The 18,202-nt window shown below is 39.8% G+C and carries 18 protein-coding genes; 11 read left to right on the forward strand and 7 right to left on the reverse strand.

Features of this window, described 5'->3' with window-relative positions:
• Positions 1 to 106: 106 nt before the first annotated feature.
• The 9 genes from D3P12_RS11410 to D3P12_RS11450 are packed head-to-tail and all read left to right on the forward strand — an operon-like array spanning position 107 to position 9,475.
• A complete protein-coding gene (locus D3P12_RS11410; protein WP_118195609.1) occupies positions 107 to 1,765 on the forward strand; it encodes a M1 family metallopeptidase in 1,659 nt (552 codons plus the stop codon).
• Positions 1,766 to 1,791: 26 nt separating this feature from the next.
• Positions 1,792 to 2,157, forward strand: a complete 366-nt coding sequence (locus tag D3P12_RS11415; RefSeq protein ID WP_118195611.1) for a transmembrane 220 family protein — start codon at positions 1,792 to 1,794, stop codon at positions 2,155 to 2,157.
• Positions 2,158 to 2,183: 26 nt separating this feature from the next.
• On the forward strand, positions 2,184 to 2,900 hold the full coding sequence (locus D3P12_RS11420) for an EboA domain-containing protein (RefSeq protein ID WP_118195612.1): 717 nt from the start codon (positions 2,184 to 2,186) through the stop codon (positions 2,898 to 2,900).
• 22 nt (positions 2,901 to 2,922) lie between these two features.
• Positions 2,923 to 3,909: a TatD family hydrolase gene (locus tag D3P12_RS11425; RefSeq protein ID WP_118195614.1), complete on the forward strand. Its 987-nt coding sequence runs from the start codon at positions 2,923 to 2,925 to the stop codon at positions 3,907 to 3,909.
• Positions 3,910 to 3,919: 10 nt separating this feature from the next.
• Positions 3,920 to 4,807, forward strand: a complete 888-nt coding sequence (eboC, locus tag D3P12_RS11430; RefSeq protein WP_245977437.1) for a UbiA-like protein EboC — start codon at positions 3,920 to 3,922, stop codon at positions 4,805 to 4,807.
• A gap of 18 nt (positions 4,808 to 4,825) precedes the next feature.
• Positions 4,826 to 6,010 carry a 3-dehydroquinate synthase gene (locus D3P12_RS11435; protein WP_118197083.1) on the forward strand — a complete coding sequence of 395 codons (1,185 nt, stop codon included), beginning with the start codon at positions 4,826 to 4,828 and terminating at the stop codon, positions 6,008 to 6,010.
• A complete protein-coding gene (gene eboE, locus D3P12_RS11440; protein WP_118195618.1) occupies positions 6,004 to 7,215 on the forward strand; it encodes a metabolite traffic protein EboE in 1,212 nt (403 codons plus the stop codon). The genes D3P12_RS11435 and eboE overlap by 7 nt, the downstream gene beginning before the upstream one ends.
• Before the next feature lie 4 nt (positions 7,216 to 7,219).
• Positions 7,220 to 8,584 (forward strand): alkaline phosphatase family protein, encoded by a 1,365-nt coding sequence (locus D3P12_RS11445; protein ID WP_245977438.1) that lies wholly within the window; start codon positions 7,220 to 7,222, stop codon positions 8,582 to 8,584.
• Between the two features lie 42 nt (positions 8,585 to 8,626).
• On the forward strand, positions 8,627 to 9,475 hold the full coding sequence (locus D3P12_RS11450) for a universal stress protein (RefSeq protein WP_118195620.1): 849 nt from the start codon (positions 8,627 to 8,629) through the stop codon (positions 9,473 to 9,475).
• Here the strand turns inward: D3P12_RS11450 and D3P12_RS11455 are convergent.
• Together D3P12_RS11455 and D3P12_RS11460 are read right to left on the reverse strand one after the other, a co-directional pair.
• Positions 9,465 to 10,118, reverse strand: coding sequence for a carbohydrate-binding family 9-like protein (locus D3P12_RS11455; protein WP_118195623.1), 654 nt, complete (start codon positions 10,116 to 10,118; stop codon positions 9,465 to 9,467). The two genes, D3P12_RS11450 and D3P12_RS11455, sit on opposite strands and share 11 nt — an antisense overlap.
• Positions 10,108 to 11,229, reverse strand: a complete 1,122-nt coding sequence (locus D3P12_RS11460) for a phosphotransferase enzyme family protein (RefSeq protein WP_118195625.1) — start codon at positions 11,227 to 11,229, stop codon at positions 10,108 to 10,110. The genes D3P12_RS11455 and D3P12_RS11460 overlap by 11 nt, the downstream gene beginning before the upstream one ends.
• A 208-nt stretch (positions 11,230 to 11,437) precedes the next feature.
• Here D3P12_RS11460 and D3P12_RS11470 point away from each other — a divergent pair, with 208 nt between their 5' ends.
• On the forward strand, positions 11,438 to 12,790 hold the full coding sequence (locus D3P12_RS11470) for a Gfo/Idh/MocA family protein (protein ID WP_118195628.1): 1,353 nt from the start codon (positions 11,438 to 11,440) through the stop codon (positions 12,788 to 12,790).
• A gap of 26 nt (positions 12,791 to 12,816) precedes the next feature.
• Here the strand turns inward: D3P12_RS11470 and D3P12_RS11475 are convergent, their stop codons facing one another.
• The 5 genes from D3P12_RS11475 to D3P12_RS11495 are packed head-to-tail and all read right to left on the reverse strand — an operon-like array spanning position 12,817 to position 16,880.
• A complete protein-coding gene (locus D3P12_RS11475) occupies positions 12,817 to 13,830 on the reverse strand; it encodes a LacI family DNA-binding transcriptional regulator (protein ID WP_118195630.1) in 1,014 nt (337 codons plus the stop codon).
• A 37-nt stretch (positions 13,831 to 13,867) separates the two neighbouring features.
• Positions 13,868 to 15,298, reverse strand: a complete 1,431-nt coding sequence (locus tag D3P12_RS11480) for a S41 family peptidase (protein WP_118195632.1) — start codon at positions 15,296 to 15,298, stop codon at positions 13,868 to 13,870.
• A 3-nt stretch (positions 15,299 to 15,301) separates the two neighbouring features.
• The gene (locus D3P12_RS11485; protein WP_118195634.1) at positions 15,302 to 15,919 is read right to left on the reverse strand and encodes an HAD hydrolase-like protein; all 618 of its coding nucleotides are present in this window, start codon (positions 15,917 to 15,919) and stop codon (positions 15,302 to 15,304) included.
• Positions 15,916 to 16,212, reverse strand: a complete 297-nt coding sequence (locus D3P12_RS11490) for a hypothetical protein (RefSeq protein WP_118195637.1) — start codon at positions 16,210 to 16,212, stop codon at positions 15,916 to 15,918. The genes D3P12_RS11485 and D3P12_RS11490 overlap by 4 nt, the downstream gene beginning before the upstream one ends.
• A gap of 8 nt (positions 16,213 to 16,220) precedes the next feature.
• On the reverse strand, positions 16,221 to 16,880 hold the full coding sequence (locus D3P12_RS11495; RefSeq protein ID WP_118195638.1) for an ABC transporter ATP-binding protein: 660 nt from the start codon (positions 16,878 to 16,880) through the stop codon (positions 16,221 to 16,223).
• A gap of 130 nt (positions 16,881 to 17,010) precedes the next feature.
• On the opposite strand from D3P12_RS11495, the gene sucC reads away from it, so the two are divergent.
• Positions 17,011 to 18,201, forward strand: a complete 1,191-nt coding sequence (gene sucC / locus D3P12_RS11500) for an ADP-forming succinate--CoA ligase subunit beta (RefSeq protein WP_118195640.1) — start codon at positions 17,011 to 17,013, stop codon at positions 18,199 to 18,201.
• The last annotated feature ends 1 nt before the right edge of the window (position 18,202 follow it).

Raw genomic sequence — 18,202 nt, forward strand, 5'->3', positions numbered from 1 at the left:
ATAAAAGCAAGACTATCTAACGATGTTAGCAATTGCCCCTATTAAAGTCCGATTACGACAAGCGACCGCAATTTTTAAAATCGAATTAAATTGCGATTTTTGAAAGATGAAATGGATCGTAAATCTACTCCTTTTATCGGTTTTGCTTCTGCCTTTGCAAAGTGATGCTCAACTTCTTCATGCGTCAAACAAATTTACACGGGCCGACTCGCTTCGTGGCACGCTAAGCCCGCTACGAACCGCTTATGATATTCAATATTATCACCTGGATGTTCGCGTAGATATTGACAAACGCTTTATCAGTGGATCTAACCTTTTTAAATTCAAGGCGACACAAGACTTTGATCGTCTGCAGTTCGACTTGTTCGACAATCTGAAAGTTGAAAAGGTTACCTACAGAGGGAAAGAGCTACCTTTTTCAAGAGAATTCAACGCTGTTTTTGTAGATTTCCCATCTCAAATAAAAAAGGGGGTCGTTGATTCTTTTCGCGTGCACTATTCGGGAAATCCAATTATAGCAAAAAGAGCGCCCTGGGATGGAGGCTTTGTTTTTACCCGGGATAGCAATGGGAAACCCTGGGTATCCACGGCTAACCAGGGTCTTGGGGCGAGCAGCTGGTGGCCAAACAAAGATCATCAGGGGGATGAAGTAGACAGCCTGCTGATTAGTGTTTCAGTTCCAAAGGACTTGGTTAATGTATCAAATGGACGTCTGCGTGGCAAAACAAAATTAAAAAATGGATACATCCGATACGATTGGTTTGTAAGCAACCCGATTAACAATTATTCGATTTCGCTAAACATCGGCGACTATGTGAAACTCGAGGACACCTTTAACGGTGAGGAGGGGCCATTGGATTTGACTTATTGGGTACTGAAAGAAAACCTACAGAAAGCGAAAGTACATTTCCCGAAGAATGTAAATCCGATGTTGGAGGCTTTCGAACATTGGTTTGGTCCCTATCCCTTTTACGAAGACAGCTACAAACTAATCGACGCGCCCTATTTGGGAATGGAGCATCAAAGCGCGGTCACATATGGGAATAAATATCAAAACGGCTACTTAGGTCGGGACATGTCTGGCACGGGTTGGGGTTTGAAATGGGATTTTATCATAATTCACGAAAGTGGGCATGAATGGTTTGGTAACAATATTACTGCAAAAGACCTTGGCGATATGTGGATCCACGAGGCATTTACTAATTACTCGGAGGCCCTCTATATTGACTATGTTTTCGGTAAACAGGCTGGTCTGGAGTATATACACGGCAACCGAAAAGGAATACAAAACGATCGCCCCTTACAAGGTCCTTATGGAGTAAATAAAGAAGGTTCTGGCGATATGTATGTAAAAGGCGGTGTATTTCTGAACATGTTACGTACGATAATTGACGACGACGAAAAGTGGAGGCAGATCTTACGAGGATTAAACAAGGAATTTTATCATAAAACAGTTGATTACGAGGATATTGAAAAATACATATCTACTAAATCCGGCATCAACATGAAGTCTATTTTTTCTCAATATCTACAACATACGGGTATTCCCACGCTGGAACTTCAATGGGATGAAGGTAAATTGTATGGTCGGTGGATTGCTGAAGTTGAGGATTTCTCAATGCCTGTAAAAATCAAGGTTAAAGGAGGTGAATATCAGTTTTTCAACCTTAATCAAAAATTCTCTGAAATAATTTTACAAGACGCTGAGAAAGATCTTATCGAAGTAGATGTGTTTAATTATTATATTGGCGTCCTATTTAACTAAAGTTAATATTTAGTATATTTGAGTGTATGTTTTTGACAATTCTGAATATCATTTTCTTTTTGAGTTTTTTACTCTTCGCGTATTTTAATTTAAATGATAAGGACTCTTGGTTATGGGTGGGAATCTATGTTATTGCTGCGGTTCTGTGTGGTCTTGTCGTATTTGACCGAACCTACCCTTCCGTTTATTTATTTGTCATGGGTTTTTACTTTGTGTATGCAATCTTCCTTTTCTTCTCAAAAGATGGTGTATGGGATTGGTTCACGAAATATAAAAGACAAAGTATTGTCGAAAGTATGCAGGCGACGAAACCTTATATTGAAAAAACACGTGAGTTTTTCGGCCTGCTGATCATCACGGGAGCATTAGCTCTTAATTATATCTACGCCTAAAAATCAGGCAGTTAATACTATTAAAAATGTACAAATACGATTTCAATAGGTTAAGTCAATTGTTTTTTTCACTGATACAGGAAAACGTGAATGAAACCACATTAGACTGGCTTGAGGAAAAGTCAGAAGCTGTTAAAGGAAGAGATTCTTTTAGTAAGTTACCGGTTGCATTTTCATTGATAGCTAGAAAGGTAAAAAAAGATCCTTTACAAGTAGACGAGCAGACAGCAAAAAATATTGAAGATGTTATCCCTAACTTATCAGTCTCGCATTGGTCTGTACGTCGCCTTGTTAGAGTTTGGCTGCTAATGCAAGTGAATCCGACAAACCAAAAACAATACACAGAACAAATACAAAGCCTATTCAATAACGCCGACATGAACGAGTTGGCAACACTATATGCTGCACTTCCGATTCTTGCTTATGCAGAACACTGGCGGAGTCAATGCGCTGAAGGTATTCGAAGTAACATAGGCGATGTGTTAGACGCGGTAATTATGGACAATCCCTACCCTGCTGACTATCTAGATGAAGATGCATGGAATCAACTGGTTCTTAAGGCATTCTTTACAGAAAAAGAAATCAGTCGGATTGTTGGCCTGAAGAAACGTGTCAATGAAAAGTTAGTTAAAGCATTACGAGATTATGCAGATGAACGACGTTCTGCAGATAGAGAAATTAACCCTCAGTTATGGGAGATAGTCAATCTTATACAAGAGAAACAAACTGAAAACAAATTCTAGATACTTAAAATAAAAATAGATCATGTGTAGTAGCCACTCCGTAGGGGAAGATAGAAAGAACTTTGGCGAGCGTACGCCACTTAACTTAAATGATATTAAAGGAATGCGCTTTTTTGATCCGCATATCCACGTATCGTCGCGAACAACCGACGATTATCAAGCAATGTTTGATGCTGGAATTGTAGGAATCATAGAACCCGCGTTTTGGCTTGGGCAACCCAGAACCGGCTTATCGAGTTTTAAGGATTATTACAGCAGTTTAATTGGATGGGAACGCTTCCGTTCATCTCAATTTGGGATAAAGCATTATTGCACCATCGGCTTAAACTCTCGCGAAGCAAACAATATCGAATTGGCGGAGCAGGTAATGGAGCTACTTCCGTCCTTTATCTACAAAGAAGGAGTTGTCGGGATCGGAGAAATCGGCTTCGATGACCAAACTCCGGCCGAGGATCGCTTTTACCGAGAGCAATTGGAACTGGCAAAAGAAGCAGAACTTCCTGTACAGGTACACACTCCGCACCGTGATAAAAAACAGGGGACAACACGTAGTATGGATATCGCTATCGAACATGGAGTTGATCCGTCCTTTGTAATTATCGATCATAACAACGAAGAAACAGTCAAAGAAGTTCTTGATAGAGGGTTTTGGGCTGCATTTACGATTTATCCGTTTACGAAAATGGGTAATGAACGTATGGTCGAAATCGTGAAACAATATGGCGCTGAAAGAATCATGATAAACTCGGCAGCAGATTGGGGTATCAGTGACCCCTTAGCTGTGCCCAAGACGGCTGCATTGATGAAGGCAATGGGTGTGTCCGAAGAAGACATTAAACTAGTTACCTACAAAAATGCAATCGCTGCCTTCGCCAAAAGTGGGCAGCTCGATGAAAGCGATTTCCTTACGGAAGGCGCCATTGATCAGAGTCAAAAATTTGAAGGAAATACCATTTTAAGGGGCGGACAGCAACCGCGTCCGGATAAGTCATCGATCATAATCAAGTAGAATATCCATCTTGAAACGAATACACGCCTATCTGCTCTTAATGAGACCAGCTAACATCGTTACGGCAATTGCCGATGTTCTAGCAGGAATTGCAATTTCGGGAATCCTGTCGATGATGACGACAACGTCAGCTCCTATGGAAATACTGTTGCTATGCATCTCTACAATTGGGCTCTATGGTGGTGGTATTGTCTTTAATGATGTTTTTGATTATAAGATTGACATGGTTGAAAGACCCGAACGGGTTATTCCGAGCGGTAAAATCTCAATTGGCGAGGCCACAGGTTTAGGTATAGTACTTCTGCTCATAGGTATTATCGCTGCTCTCCTTGTTAACACGACAGCATTTGTTTTGGCTATACTGACCAGCATTGCAGCTCTCACTTATAATCGTTGGGGGAAGCATCATTCTCTGTTGGGACCGCCCAATATGGGATTGTGTCGGGGATTAAACTTGCTGCTCGGGGTAAGCATACTTCCGGCAATGGTATTTGACTTATGGTACATCGCTATCGTACCAATAATTTATATATCGGCAATAACAATGATCAGTCGCGGCGAAGTTCACGGCAGTAGTCGAAAACCATTATACTCTGCTGCTTTATTATATGGTTTGGTTATTTTGATGATTTTGTGGTTCGCGTGGAATCAACAGAAACAGCTCGTTGCTATACCATTCCTACTTGGTTTTGCGTTTATGATATATCGACCGCTATTGAAAGCTATACAATTGCCTACCGGCCCCGCGATAGGCAAATCGGTAAAAGCGGGTGTAATAGCCCTTATTTTAATGAATGGAGCATGGGCTGCGGCAGGAGGTCAGTGGTTGTTGGCACTGGTAATAGTTGCCCTCTTACCATTCTCGCTATGGTTATCTAAAATATTCGCGGTAACCTAATAAATGTTAAAAAACGTTATGGATTATATACAACAAGACTTTAGTGTTCATTTTAGTTATAAAGTATTTTTTACTGAATTTCTTTTTAATGAAAAGAACTACTTATTCAGAGATTTACTAAAAAGTGTTCACGAAGAAGGCACAACGAGAAAGATTTTATTTGTTATTGATGAAAACATTATAGCTCATTTCCCACAACTTAATGAGCAAATAGATTTCTATTTTAAAGATCTTCCCTTTATCAACTTAATTGCTGAAAAAATAATCGTGGCCGGTGGTGAAGTAGCTAAAAATGAGGAACGATATTTAGACCTCATTATTGATGCAGTAAACAGACATGGGGTCGATCGACACTCGTATATTGCCGGTATCGGTGGTGGTTCGGTATTAGACCTGACAGGGTATGCCGCTGCGATTGCTCATCGGGGTATAAAATTAATTCGTATTGCAACAACCGTACTGGCACAAGATGATTCGGGGGTTGGTGTTAAAAATGGAATTAACTATCAGGGAAAAAAGAATTTTCTAGGGACTTTTGTACCCCCATTCGCGGTATTCAACGATTATCACTTTTTAACTACGCTGAGTGATAGGGACTGGAAAGCGGGTATTTCTGAAGCGATTAAGGTAGCGCTTATCAAAGATGCAGGTTTTTTCGATTGGCTAGAGAAAAACGCGGGATTGCTGGCTAAGCGAGATAAGCTAAGCATGCAATACATGATCAAGCGCTGTGCGGAACTTCATATGGAACATATCGCAGGTGGTGATCCTTTCGAATTTGGTTCTTCCCGACCGCTTGACTTCGGTCATTGGAGTGCGCATAAGCTAGAACAGCTAACTAATTTCGAAGTACTGCATGGTGAAGCGGTCGCTATGGGAATCGCGCTCGATACAGTCTACTCAAATCTCATTGGAAGTCTATCAGACACGGAGACAAACCGTGTAGTCAACTTATTGAAAGCAATTGGCTTACCCTTAACCCACAGGTATATGAATTTAAACAGCATAGATGATCCTATCTTTAAAGGTCTAAATGAGTTTAGAGAACACTTAGGCGGAAGGTTGACCATCATGCTTTTAAAAACAATTGGCACTGGATATGAAGTTCATGAACTAGATCCAGCTGTAATCATAAAAGCATCTCGGTTTTTAAAAGATGTACATGAATCTCAAAATGAACAAAAACAACACATGTCATGTTAATAGACTCTGTCCATCTAAGCTATTGCACAAATATTCACGCCGGCGATAGCTGGAGCGAACATTTCGAAGCATTGAAATCGAACTTGCCGCGCATCAAAGAAAAGCTATCGCCCAAACAGGCTTTTGGCATTGGACTACGTGTTTCAAATCTTGCCAGTCAAGAACTTCAGAGTGAAGAGAACTTCGAACAATTTAAAAAATGGCTGGAAGAAAATGACATGTATGTCTTCACGATGAATGGATTTCCTTACGGGGAGTTCCACCGTGAAAAGGTTAAAGAAAACGTTCACACGCCTGATTGGACCAGCACTGACCGGCTTTTTTATACATTGAGGCTGATTGGTATTTTAGTCAAACTTCTTCCTGAAGGAATGGACGGGGGAATATCAACATCGCCGCTAAGCTATAGACACTGGTTCTCAACACCTACTGAACGTGAAAATGCTATGCAGACCGCAACGCGAAACATCGTTGAGGTAGCTGAGCAGTTATATCGTGTTAAATCTGTTAGTAACAAAACATTACACATCGATATTGAACCGGAACCGGATGGATTATTAGAGACTGGCGACGAGTTTTTAGACTGGTATAATAACTATCTGATCCCTCTCGGGCGAAAACATTTTAAAGACAAATTTAAGTTAGGCGAAGATGAGGCTGACAGCTTGATTAAAGATCACGTCAGATTATGTTATGACGTATGTCATTTTGCTTTAGGGTATGAAGACCATAAAGAAATGATATTGAAGCTTGAAAAAGAAAACATCCAGATTGGGAAGTTCCAGATCAGTGCTGCACTCAAAGCTAAACTTCCCGAGGATGGGGATACAAGAAAAGAAATAATTCAAGCATTCTCCGAATTTGATGAATCCACGTACCTACACCAAGTTATTGCTAATACAAAGGATGGAGTTAAATTAAGATATAGGGATTTACCTGAAGCAATAGCGGACGACAACAATAAAGGCACTACGGAATGGCGAGCACATTTTCATGTGCCGGTATTTTTGGCTGACTATGAGCTTTTACAGTCTACTCAAGAAGACATCTTAGAGGTTCTCGACCTTCACAAAGAGAAGCAGCGCACCCCTCATATTGAAGTAGAAACCTATACTTGGAGTGTATTACCCGAAACATTAAAACTGCCGCTGGACGAGTCGATTATTCGAGAATTACAATGGGTACGAGACGAACTTATGAAATAAAAACATGATGAATAAAACAGTTGTTATTGATATAGTAGGACTTTCTTCGTCGGTGATAAGTGAACATACACCTTTTTTAAAAGACTACAGCAAACGGAAAAACCTTCGGACTATCAAGCCCATGTTACCTGCGGTAACAACTTCTGTCCAGTCAACTTATTTAACTGGAAAATGGCCAAGCGAACACGGTATAGTAGGAAACGGATGGTATGATCGGACGGATAACGAACAAAAATTCTGGAAGCAATCGAACAAACTAGTGCAAGCTGAAAATATTTGGGATCGAGCAAAACGTGAAGATCCGACTTTTACGGTATCTCAAATGTTTTGGTGGTACAATATGTACTCTACAGCTGATTACACCTGTACACCTCGCCCTAATTATTTGGCGGATGGTCGAAAAATACCTGATTGTTATGCGAAACCTTCTTCGCTACGGGATGAGCTGCAAGATAGGCTCGGACAGTTTCCACTGTTTAAATTTTGGGGTGCTGGTGCTAATATTGAATCGACCCGTTGGATCGCAGATGCTTCCAAGATCACCGATGATAAATACGACCCTACCCTCACCCTTATCTATTTACCTCATCTTGACTACTGCCAACAGAAATTTGGGCCAGATCTTTCAAAAATCTCAAAAGAGCTAAATGAAATAGATTCCGTTGTCAAAGACTTAGTAGAATTTTACGAACAAAAAAATGCCAATATTATCTTATTGTCTGAATATGGCATTTGTCCTTCCAATAAACCTATTCATTTGAACCGCCAATTTAGAAAAGCGGGGCTACTTAATATAAGAGTTGAAAGAGGTTTGGAACTTATGGACATGGGCGAGTCGAAGGCTTTTGTGATCGCAGACCATCAAATAGCTCACGTATATATTAACGACGACTCAGTTCGGCAGAAAGTCCAGAAAATTCTGGAAGATACTCCTGGAATTAACCTTATCTTGGATAAAACGGCTCAGAAAGAGTACCATATTGATCATGAGCGGTCAGGCGATCTTGTTATTATGGCTGATCCAGATTATTGGTTTACCTATTACTTCTGGCTGGATGATGCTGTAGCCCCTGACTACGCGCGCTGTGTTGACATCCATAAAAAACCGGGTTATGACCCTGTGGAAGTATTTATGACTTCGAAACTTCGGGCAGGCTATAAACTGTTGCGGAAGAAACTAGGGTTTAGATATGTACTGGACATCGTTCCGTTAGATGCAACATTAATCCAAGGCTCTCATGGAAGCACGGCCATCGACGACCAATACCATCCGATATTGATCACCGAACAGCCAGTAGACTATCAAGACATTAAGGCGATCGATGTCTATGAAATTATTTGGAACGAATTGCACCGGCGGAATCCATAAAAAATAGTAACTTTAAAGTATATCCTAAATAGCAGCTTATACATGGAAAAAATATTAGTACCGACAGATTTTTCAAATAATTCGAAATCAGGTCTTCGTTTCGCCATACGCCTTGCAGCCCGTAATAAATCAACGCTGGTTTTTGTGCATACAACTCAGATCAAAAGGGAGCTAAAAGAAGCTGATGAAGCAGAGTTTGAAAAGCACAAACAGGAACAAATAGAAAAAAAACGCGATAAGCTTCAGCGTTTCATTCAAGGAGTTTATCGTTCGTTAAAGATGGATGAAGGAGAATATACTTGTGAGATTATTGAGGGCATCAAAGCCGATGTCAGTCTAATTGATTACTGTAAAAAATACAGCGATATTGCTTTTATTGTGATTAGCACGCGCGGAGCGAGCTTTGTAAACAAAGTATTAGGGACAAATACAGGTAACTTAATCACAAAATCGCCAGTACCGGTCATTGCTGTTCCTAAAGACTACCGCTCAAAACCTTTAAGAAACGTTCTCTATTCTACGGATCTAGAAAATCTACAAAGAGAATTTGATACCGTCTTAGAATTTGCTAAGCCCCGTGGACTCTCTGTCGAGGTATTGCACTTCGCTACACCTTCTAGTCTAGACCATCAAAATGAACTGAATAACCTCGAGCTAACAGCAGGTTATCCTGTAAAAATATGGAAAGAAAAAGCTGACATCAATCATTCGATGATCCATAACCTTCAGCTGCAGATCGATAAGATTAAACCGTCTATGGTGGCCCTATTTACAAACCAACAGCGAACTTTTTTCGAAAAACTATTTCTTTCGAGCATGGCAGAAGCACTTTCGTTTAAAAGCCAAGTGCCATTGCTGGTATTCAACAAACAAGTGAATTTTAAAAATTGAAATTTACTTGACCGAAGTATTCAGGCAGGTGAAAATTAGGTTCATCGGCCTGAATTGGCGACCAAGAAATGTAATGTGGTTCCGGAAGCATATCTCCACATTTATAAAAGTTAGCCATTGCTTTTCTTCCTTTCAAGCTGGACACACTTTCCTCTTTAAAAAGCTCTATGGGGATATAAATCATAAGGCTCCATTTAACATCTTCACCTCTGCCATTCTTAGAGATATTTGAAAAAGTTTTAATTTGGTGGATGCGTTCTGAAGACAGGCGCTGTCTTTGAGTTTTGTCATTCGTTCCATAGCCTACTAAACCAATACCGATAGCATTAAACTCGAGGTTATAATAATGTTGATCAGAGAAGGAAATAAAAAACTCAACGCAACTATCTTCGTAAACAGGCTGATTACTTTCGTAATTATTTATCCGTAATACACTTTCCTGAACATCGAAGCGAACAAAAATAGCCTCTTCGCTATAAGCGATATTAAATGTTACATTCGGTTTATACGGAAAGTCAACCCAGGACACACAGTCTAGCTTATGCGTTGGTAATTGTTCAGCTAGCTTTTTAAGTAGATCCTTATCGGGATCTAGTTCGTCCGAAAAACTTACATCCAGTGTTTTCATATTCTTAATTTTCATCTACCGCTAAAGTATATTTAGCTGCTTCAGTTTGAATAATTTCCTCCAGTTCATTTTGATGCAATTCAACTTCATTTGCAAGTTTTAGCTGCGCCCGTGTTCTCTGAAGGTTATGATGTTCATGTTGGATTTTGTAATACGTATCGCCTTCTAAATAATCAGTCAGAAACCGAACCGACTGCATGTATGGAAAAAGTAGTACCCCTTGCAACAAAGAGCTCACTTCATTCTTCGTTAGAAACTGATGAGCCGCTTCTAAGTAACCTTTAGTATAGGCTCTGAATAATGGAATATTTAGCTGAATCTTAGAAAGGTCAGCTTCATCCTCAGCAGCCCTGTTAATAATGGTTCGAATAGCATCTCCAAAGTCGTAAGCCACATAACCAGGCATAACGGTATCTAAATCAATAACGCATTGTGCTTTATCATTCTTATCGAGCAATATATTGTTGAACTTCGTATCATTGTGTGTAATTCTCAAAGGCAGTTCGCCACGAGCTGCCATTTGAAGAATGGTGCCCATTTGATTCTCGCGTTCAAGAATATATTTTATTTCGGTTTCTACATCCTTTTTTCGGTTAGCTATATCGTTTTTGAGCGCGGTATGGAAATTTCTTAGTCGAAATTCTATGTTGCAAAAGTTAGGTATCGTATAATCTATTTTCCCAGGATCAAGATCCGCCAACATGGCCTGAAAGTTACCGAAAGCTCTCCCTCCTTCCTCAGCCTGACTTTCCGTTTCAAGAATATCATAACTTCGGGTATCCTTAATAAGAATCATCAAGCGCCAATATTTATCATCTTCATCAATATAATATAGCTTCTGATCTTTTGTAGGGATAATCTTCAATACCTTTTGATCGATATCTGGATGATCTGTCATTTTTTTCTGAAGATGATCGGTTACTTTCTTTATATTGTCCATTAGCACCTCAACATCCTTAAAAACGAAATTATTAATGCGCTGTAAAAGATATTCCGGACCCTCAGCCCGATCTGTTGAAACTCGATAGGTGTCATTGATATGTCCTGACCCAAATTCAGTAATTGAAACTGGATTCCCTTCGATATTAAACTGTTCTGCAATTTTTAAATTTGAAGAAATCCCCATTATATACTTATAGATTTTGCTTTTTTCATTTGTTTCTTGATGTCACTTATTGGACAGGGTTGCAATATCCGATTTTGAATTTTATTTTCATAGTTTAAAAAAAACGCAATCGATTGATCGTAAAACTTTACTTTGCGCAACCGATTGACTTTGTAACGATCTGTTTCTAATATTAGGATTGTATCTATCTGGATCGTACTTTTAACGCATGGATAGAAAAACATTTATAAAAACAGGAGGTATTGCTGCTGCGGGGTCAACAGTACTTAGTCCCCAAAATATCTTTGCTAAATCAAAAAAGGGTATCATTCGCTTAGGGTTTATTGGTGTCGGGATGCGCGGTCGAAACCACGTGGCGATAGCATTAAATCGTGACGATGTGAATGTCGTTTCTATATGTGACACGCAGGAAGATTCTCTTGCTAGATGCCGAAAGCAATTTAAAGAAAAAAGCAAGAAGGCTCCGAAGGAATATACTGGCGGATTGGATGCTTATAAAAGAATGTTGGAGCGGGAGAAGCTAGATGCAGTAATTATTTCTACTCCATGGCAATTTCATCACGAACAAGCGATCAATTCTATGAAAGCCGGTGTCTACGTTGGTTGTGAGGTAATCGCAGGCTTGACATTAGATGAGCACTGGGATATCGTGAAAACTTCTGAAGCTACGGGAATACCTTATATGTGTTTGGAGAATGTTGCTTATCGGAGAGACGTCATGGCGGTTTTAAACATGGTTCGTCAGGGTCTGTTCGGTGAAATCATCCATCTTGAAGGTGGTTATCAACACGATTTGCGGGAAGTACTTTTTAACGATGGCAAACAACCCTATGGCGGCGGAGTTGAATTTGGGGACAAGGGTTATAGTGAGGCGCAATGGAGAACGCAATTTAATATTGATTTAGACGGCGACCTATACCCTACTCATGGCTTAGGCCCAGCAATGCACTTTGCTGATATAAATCACGGGAACCGAATTACCAAAGTTGTTTCATTTTCGAGTAAAGCACGTGGTTTAGCAGACTATATCGAAAAGAAATCACCAGGACATCCAAATGCTAAAATCGATTTCAAGAATGGTGATATCACCACATCGCTTATGACTTGTGTTAATGGAGAAACAATTGAGATAAAGCATGATGTGCACCTAGCCAGACCTTACTCTATCGGTCTGCGTGTTCAAGGAACGAACGGTATCTGGATGGACGTTAACCAAGGGATGTATATCGAGGGAAAAGCCGCAAAAAGTCACGTTTGGGACAAAGCTGATGAATGGATAAAGAAATATGATCACCCTCTCTGGAAAAAATACGAGCATCTGGCAACCGGATCGGGACATGGTGGAATGGACTGGTTTGTCGACAATGCATTCTTTGAGTCGGTAAAACAACAGAGACAAACACCTATTGATGTGTACGATTCAGTAACAATGAGCGCGTTATTCCCATTGTCAATACAATCAGTTAAAGAAGGCAATAAAACACTTGATTTTCCAGATTTCACCAACGGGAAATGGAAAACAAGTAAACCTGTCTTTGCGTTGGATGACAGCGGTTTTTAAGCGAGTTTAATTACTTAAGTTACCCTTTACAATGAATCCAAATGGATAAGTTTTGAAGGGTAACTTATTAGCTTATTGTCAACACCCTGTCGTTCATTGATTAAATCAAAAAGGATGGCTGCGGCCTTTTCTGCTTGTTTGCCAGCGAATTGTTCAATAGACGCCATGGGTTTATTCTCTATATGGTTCCAGATTGGAAAGTTTGAAAAACTGATAAACGAAACATCCTGATTAATATTTAAACCTCTCTCTTTCGCAACTTTCATTGTATCCAGCGCTACGTAATCACTAAAACAAATAATTGCTGATGGTCGGTTTGGAAGTGCAATCAATTCACTCATCACCCGCTTGTTATCCTCTTCACTGAGATCACTCGTAAATACGTAATCTTTATTAAAAAGAATATTGTTTTTCTTTAGCCCTTGTTTATACCCTTCCAAGCGTTCTTTACTCGCCAGCAAGGTTTTCGGGCCATTGATCAGTGCAATCTGATTATGTCCACATGAAACAAAGGTATCGATAGCCTCCATAATTCCTGGTTTGAGATCTGATACAATACGGATCACGTCAGCACGATCAGGAACACAGTCAAAAAACACGATCGGAATGCCAGCTTTCCCCAGTGTTTCGATAAATTCAAAATTGGACGTATTCTTGCCTACCGATACGATAATACCATCAACCCGGTGTTTACGTAACGTTTCGAGAATCCGAGACTGGCGCTTTTCATCATCCAAAGATTGCCCAAGTATTACTGTATAATCCTCTTCAGTTGCTTTATTCTCAATTGCGCTAATTGCAGTGCTAAAAAAAGATTCTGATAAACTCGGTAATACCACACCGATCGTGAAGGTTTTTTGTTGCTTAAAGAAAATAGCCCGATTGTTTGGTTCATAATTAAGCTCTTCTGCCAGCTTCTTGACCCTCATTGTTGTCACTAAGCCAATGCTGGGGTGATCCTTTAAAGCTCTGGAAACAGTTGATGTTGATAATTTCAATCTTTTGGCTATCTCTTTTAGGGTCGGTGGCGCGTTCTTCATAGCTTGTTATTGAGTCATCCAATTTAATAAAAAAAACTCACTTAAGAGAAAAGTAATACATATCCCGATTCCCACGTAAATCCAGTTTTTTATTAAGTACTGACTTCCTAGTATCAACTCCCTTTCGGGTCATTAGCAAATTATTCCCATTCGTAAAAGTACCCGTTTCAGCGTAATGCAGAGCCTCTCTCAACAAAGGGTCATTCTGATCACCCCAATTTTTGGTCAAATCTTCAGACACATCTTTATCCACTGGCATCCCCTCATAATAATCTGTTTCACCATCTGCGTTAATAGTCTTAAACGAAACCGCATAAAGATCATTTTGCATAATAGAAACAGCATAAAACCCAACAGGCTTACCATAGGTAGTACCCTCACCTATTAACTGTACATCAGTATATGGTTTTAAATTATTTATAAGGAGCTCACTTGCTGACGCAGTACCCTCTGTAACCAAAAAGTAGATCCGTGTTGGATTCAGTGAATTCGTCTTTTTAAAATTTACCGGGCCAAAAATAGGTTCATTTCGCTCCTCGTCATCGTTCTTCAGAATTTCATTAGTACCATAACGGTACATCAACGAACTGTTGGACACCGCCAAAGGCGCCAACAAGTTGGATAAATCTTCGGCAGTGATAACTGCGCCTCCCCCATTATAACGAAGATCGACAATAACTTCCTGAACACCCGCACCTTGAAATTCATCACAAACCTCCCGAAGTCTTTTCATTACCTCCGTTTCCCTTCCTAAATCATCTTTTGTAGAAACAAAAGATTCAAGAACAAAATATCCTACTTTTTTTTCACCAACGGCATAGATATTCGAATAAAATACTGGATCCAAAAAGAAAACTTTGCGCTCTAGAGAAGTTGTCACTGTAGTTCCATCCGGCTTTTTAAGTTCCAGGCTAATTGACTCCTCATCCAGTGCATTAAAAATAAAGGCATAGTCGTTCGGCTCGTGCAGCCTATTATCCAAATTTGAGTTACCATTAATAGACAGGATATGGAAACCGCGCTCGATACCAGCCTCATCTGCCGGCGAACCTGGATAAACCATTTTCACATACAGATCAGTTTCATTCTGATACCGGACATCAAAGCCAAAACTCCCTAACCTTCCCTCTCTGATCTCTTGATCCACCGCACCACTACGGTCAAGAAAACTAAAACGATCGAGCTTTATACCGGTTACAGGATCTTTAGAGTATTCCGTTAGAGCCGCTAACACATGTTCAGCACTCTTATAGTTTTTGGTCGGAAAACTAGTCGGGAGTTGCTCTTGCCAAAGGTACATGTAATAGGTATAGAGATAGACCGAGTCCTTTAATTTATCTTCTCTGGTGTTTTCACGAACGGGTTTAGGTAAGACACGAGGAACTTCTGTCTTCGAACATGATGGAAAGAGGAAGACACAAACTAAGGTGAAAAGCATCAATGATCGAACCAACCCCAATAGTGACATATTTTAGTCCATTAATAAGGAAACATCTAGAAAATCAATACCCAAGTCATGACAAACACTCCGATCATGATCTGAACGTCCAATAAATAGCAAATTGCTCTGCTTTAGTTTATTTTCCTCAAGCAAATACTGTAAAGGTTCCTGCTTTTTTACGATTTTAATTTCATCATAAAAGTACACTTTCAGATATTTTTCCAAGCCCTCCCAGTCCGTATACTTGATTTTATTAAGCTGTATCAAAGGATTACCTTTCGTTAAGATAAATATATCCTTTCGCTCATCGCGAATGGAGCGAAGGAGCCGAAGCAAATTCGGGTATAAAATCAAGCGGAGCGGCAGTTGGGCATCGACCGCCATTTTATTGAAATTGGCCCGATACTTTTCGTCGATTCCAAATACTTGCGAAGCGCGATCAAACAGATCCTCTGTCCCATGAGCTTCATATGCTTTCTTGAGAAAAGAAGTCAACTCGGCAGCAAGGGGCGTACCTTCCGTGTATTCTAATAAGTTTGCGAAAAGATAGTAAACCTGCAGATCATAATCTTTTACCGGATAAAGCACATCATCCAATTCGAACACAAAAGCAGATTTTCCGATTCCTATCTCCGACAATTCAATCATATCAGCTGGATATTAAATTCTTCAAATAGCATCTTTTGAGGCTCCACCGTTCTCCTTTCTTCCTCCGAAAGGAGAACCAAAGCTGTTGCATTATGATCTAAACAGCTTTTTAATAGCTCATGAATAAATGTGGAGGCCTCAGGTGCAGGCAATTGGATATATTTCCCCATTTTAATTAGTAAAGCCGGCACCGGTCTGGAATCTGCAAAAATAATTTCTGCATCCGGATATTTCTTTGTTTGCTCCTGTGCTTTTGCACTGGTACCTTCGGTAATGATAACGGTCTTTTTCAAAAAGCTTTTTATATATTGTCTACTATTTCACCGTCTTTCATATGCACAATCCGATCTGAAATTCCGGCTAACTCTTCATTATGAGTTACGATGACAAATGTTTGATTCAATTTATCGCGCAACTCTACAAAAATCTGATTTAGTGCCCGTGCATTATCTGAATCAAGGTTACCGGACGGCTCATCTGCTAAAACAACCGCCGGGTTATTAATCAACGCTCTAGCTACTGCGACACGCTGTTGCTCCCCTCCAGATAGTTCGGCAGGCTTATGATCTGTTCTGTGTGAAAGGTTAAGTAGCTTCAAAAGCTCCCTAGCACGAGATTCACTATCTTTTTTTGATCTTTTCGCTATAAACGCAGGCATACAGACATTTTCCAAAGCAGTAAACTCAGGAAGCAAATGATGAAACTGAAAAATAAAACCGATATTCTTGTTTCGGAAGTCGCTCAGCTTTTTTGTTGACAGTTTACTTAATTCTGTTCCGTTTATCTCAACCGAACCTGAATCCGGAGAAGCTAACGAGCCTATGATATGAAGTAATGTGCTTTTCCCGGCTCCAGAGGCTCCCACAATACCCACAATTTCACCTGTATTTACCTCTAAGCTCACCCCCTTCAATATCTGGAGCTTGCCGTATGATTTATAGATACCTTTTGCACTTAACATGGAGCGAAGATAATACTAATTTATAATTAGATAAAAATGCTTAATTCTTTTTAATATTCAAATAAATAGCAGCTATGTCGATTGATTAAGTGGATTAAAAGACTTACTTTTACTGCAAATTTTTTAAAGCATGAATATTCACGAATACCAAGGTAAAGCAATTTTAAAAAGTTTCGGTGTACGTATACAAGAAGGAATTGTAGCCGAAACACCTGAACAAGCTGTAGAAGCAGCCAAGCAATTAAAAGAAGACTTTAACTCTGACTGGGTTGTAGTAAAGGCACAAATCCATGCAGGTGGACGAGGAAAAGGCGGTGGTGTAAAGTTGGCTAAGAATCTGGATGAAGTAAGAGAGAAATCTTCAGAAATCATCGGAATGCAACTGGTTACTCCACAAACTGGACCTGAAGGAAAAAAAGTTAACAAGGTGTTAATTGCTCAAGATGTTTATTACCCAGGTGAGAGTGAAACCAAAGAGATTTACATGAGCGTACTTTTGGATCGTGCAAAAGGCCGTAATATAATTATGTACTCTACCGAAGGTGGAATGGATATCGAAGAGGTTGCTGAAAAAACACCTGAACTAATCTTTAAAGAAGAGATTGATCCAAAGGTAGGACTACAGGGTTTTCAAGCAAGGCAAATCGCTTTCAATTTAGGTCTGGAAGGAGCGGCACATAAAGAAATGGTAAAATTTGTTGCTGCGCTTTATAAAGCATACGATGCCACTGATTCATCTTTATTTGAAATTAACCCTGTATTAAAAACTTCCGATAACAAAATCCTAGCGGTTGACGCAAAGGTGAATTTAGATGAAAACGCATTGTACCGCCATAAAGATTACTTAGAAATGCGCGACTTCGCAGAGGAAGACCCAACAGAAGTTGAAGCTGACAAGTCAAACCTTAATTACGTAAAGCTCGACGGTAACGTAGGTTGTATGGTAAACGGTGCTGGTCTTGCTATGGCTACAATGGATATCATTAAACTAGCGGGTGGCGAACCAGCGAACTTTCTTGACGTAGGTGGGACAGCCAATGCAGAGACTGTTAAAGCGGGCTTTAATATCATCTTAAAAGACCCGAACGTAAAAGCAATTCTGATCAATATTTTTGGAGGGATAGTTCGTTGTGATCGTGTAGCACAGGGAGTTATCGATGCCTACAAAGACATGGGCAATATCCCCGTTCCTATTATCGTACGATTACAAGGCACCAATGCCGAAGAAGCAAAAAAATTGATAGACGAGTCTGGACTGGAGGTTTACTCAGCTATTCTTTTGAAAGAAGCTGCTGACTTGGTAACAAAAGTTCTTTCGTAAA

The sequence above is a fragment of the Pedobacter indicus genome, assembly GCF_003449035.1.
Taxonomy (GTDB): domain Bacteria; phylum Bacteroidota; class Bacteroidia; order Sphingobacteriales; family Sphingobacteriaceae; genus Albibacterium; species Albibacterium indicum.

What these genes read in the sequence shown, in the direction of transcription:
- D3P12_RS11420 (WP_118195612.1), top strand. Translation starts at nt 2,184, where the DNA reads ATGTACAAATACGATTTCAATAGGTTAAGTCAATTGTTTTTTTCACTG.
- eboE (WP_118195618.1), top strand. Translation starts at nt 6,004, where the DNA reads ATGTTAATAGACTCTGTCCATCTAAGCTATTGCACAAATATTCACGCC.
- D3P12_RS11425 (WP_118195614.1), top strand. Translation starts at nt 2,923, where the DNA reads ATGTGTAGTAGCCACTCCGTAGGGGAAGATAGAAAGAACTTTGGCGAG.
- D3P12_RS11445 (WP_245977438.1), top strand. Translation starts at nt 7,220, where the DNA reads ATGATGAATAAAACAGTTGTTATTGATATAGTAGGACTTTCTTCGTCG.
- sucC (WP_118195640.1), top strand. Translation starts at nt 17,011, where the DNA reads ATGAATATTCACGAATACCAAGGTAAAGCAATTTTAAAAAGTTTCGGT.
- D3P12_RS11470 (WP_118195628.1), top strand. Translation starts at nt 11,438, where the DNA reads ATGGATAGAAAAACATTTATAAAAACAGGAGGTATTGCTGCTGCGGGG.
- D3P12_RS11450 (WP_118195620.1), top strand. Translation starts at nt 8,627, where the DNA reads ATGGAAAAAATATTAGTACCGACAGATTTTTCAAATAATTCGAAATCA.
- D3P12_RS11475 (WP_118195630.1), bottom strand. Translation starts at nt 13,830, where the DNA reads ATGAAGAACGCGCCACCGACCCTAAAAGAGATAGCCAAAAGATTGAAA.
- D3P12_RS11455 (WP_118195623.1), bottom strand. Translation starts at nt 10,118, where the DNA reads ATGAAAATTAAGAATATGAAAACACTGGATGTAAGTTTTTCGGACGAA.
- D3P12_RS11435 (WP_118197083.1), top strand. Translation starts at nt 4,826, where the DNA reads ATGGATTATATACAACAAGACTTTAGTGTTCATTTTAGTTATAAAGTA.
- D3P12_RS11410 (WP_118195609.1), top strand. Translation starts at nt 107, where the DNA reads ATGAAATGGATCGTAAATCTACTCCTTTTATCGGTTTTGCTTCTGCCT.
- D3P12_RS11480 (WP_118195632.1), bottom strand. Translation starts at nt 15,298, where the DNA reads ATGTCACTATTGGGGTTGGTTCGATCATTGATGCTTTTCACCTTAGTT.
- D3P12_RS11460 (WP_118195625.1), bottom strand. Translation starts at nt 11,229, where the DNA reads ATGGGGATTTCTTCAAATTTAAAAATTGCAGAACAGTTTAATATCGAA.
- D3P12_RS11485 (WP_118195634.1), bottom strand. Translation starts at nt 15,919, where the DNA reads ATGATTGAATTGTCGGAGATAGGAATCGGAAAATCTGCTTTTGTGTTC.
- D3P12_RS11495 (WP_118195638.1), bottom strand. Translation starts at nt 16,880, where the DNA reads ATGTTAAGTGCAAAAGGTATCTATAAATCATACGGCAAGCTCCAGATA.
- D3P12_RS11415 (WP_118195611.1), top strand. Translation starts at nt 1,792, where the DNA reads ATGTTTTTGACAATTCTGAATATCATTTTCTTTTTGAGTTTTTTACTC.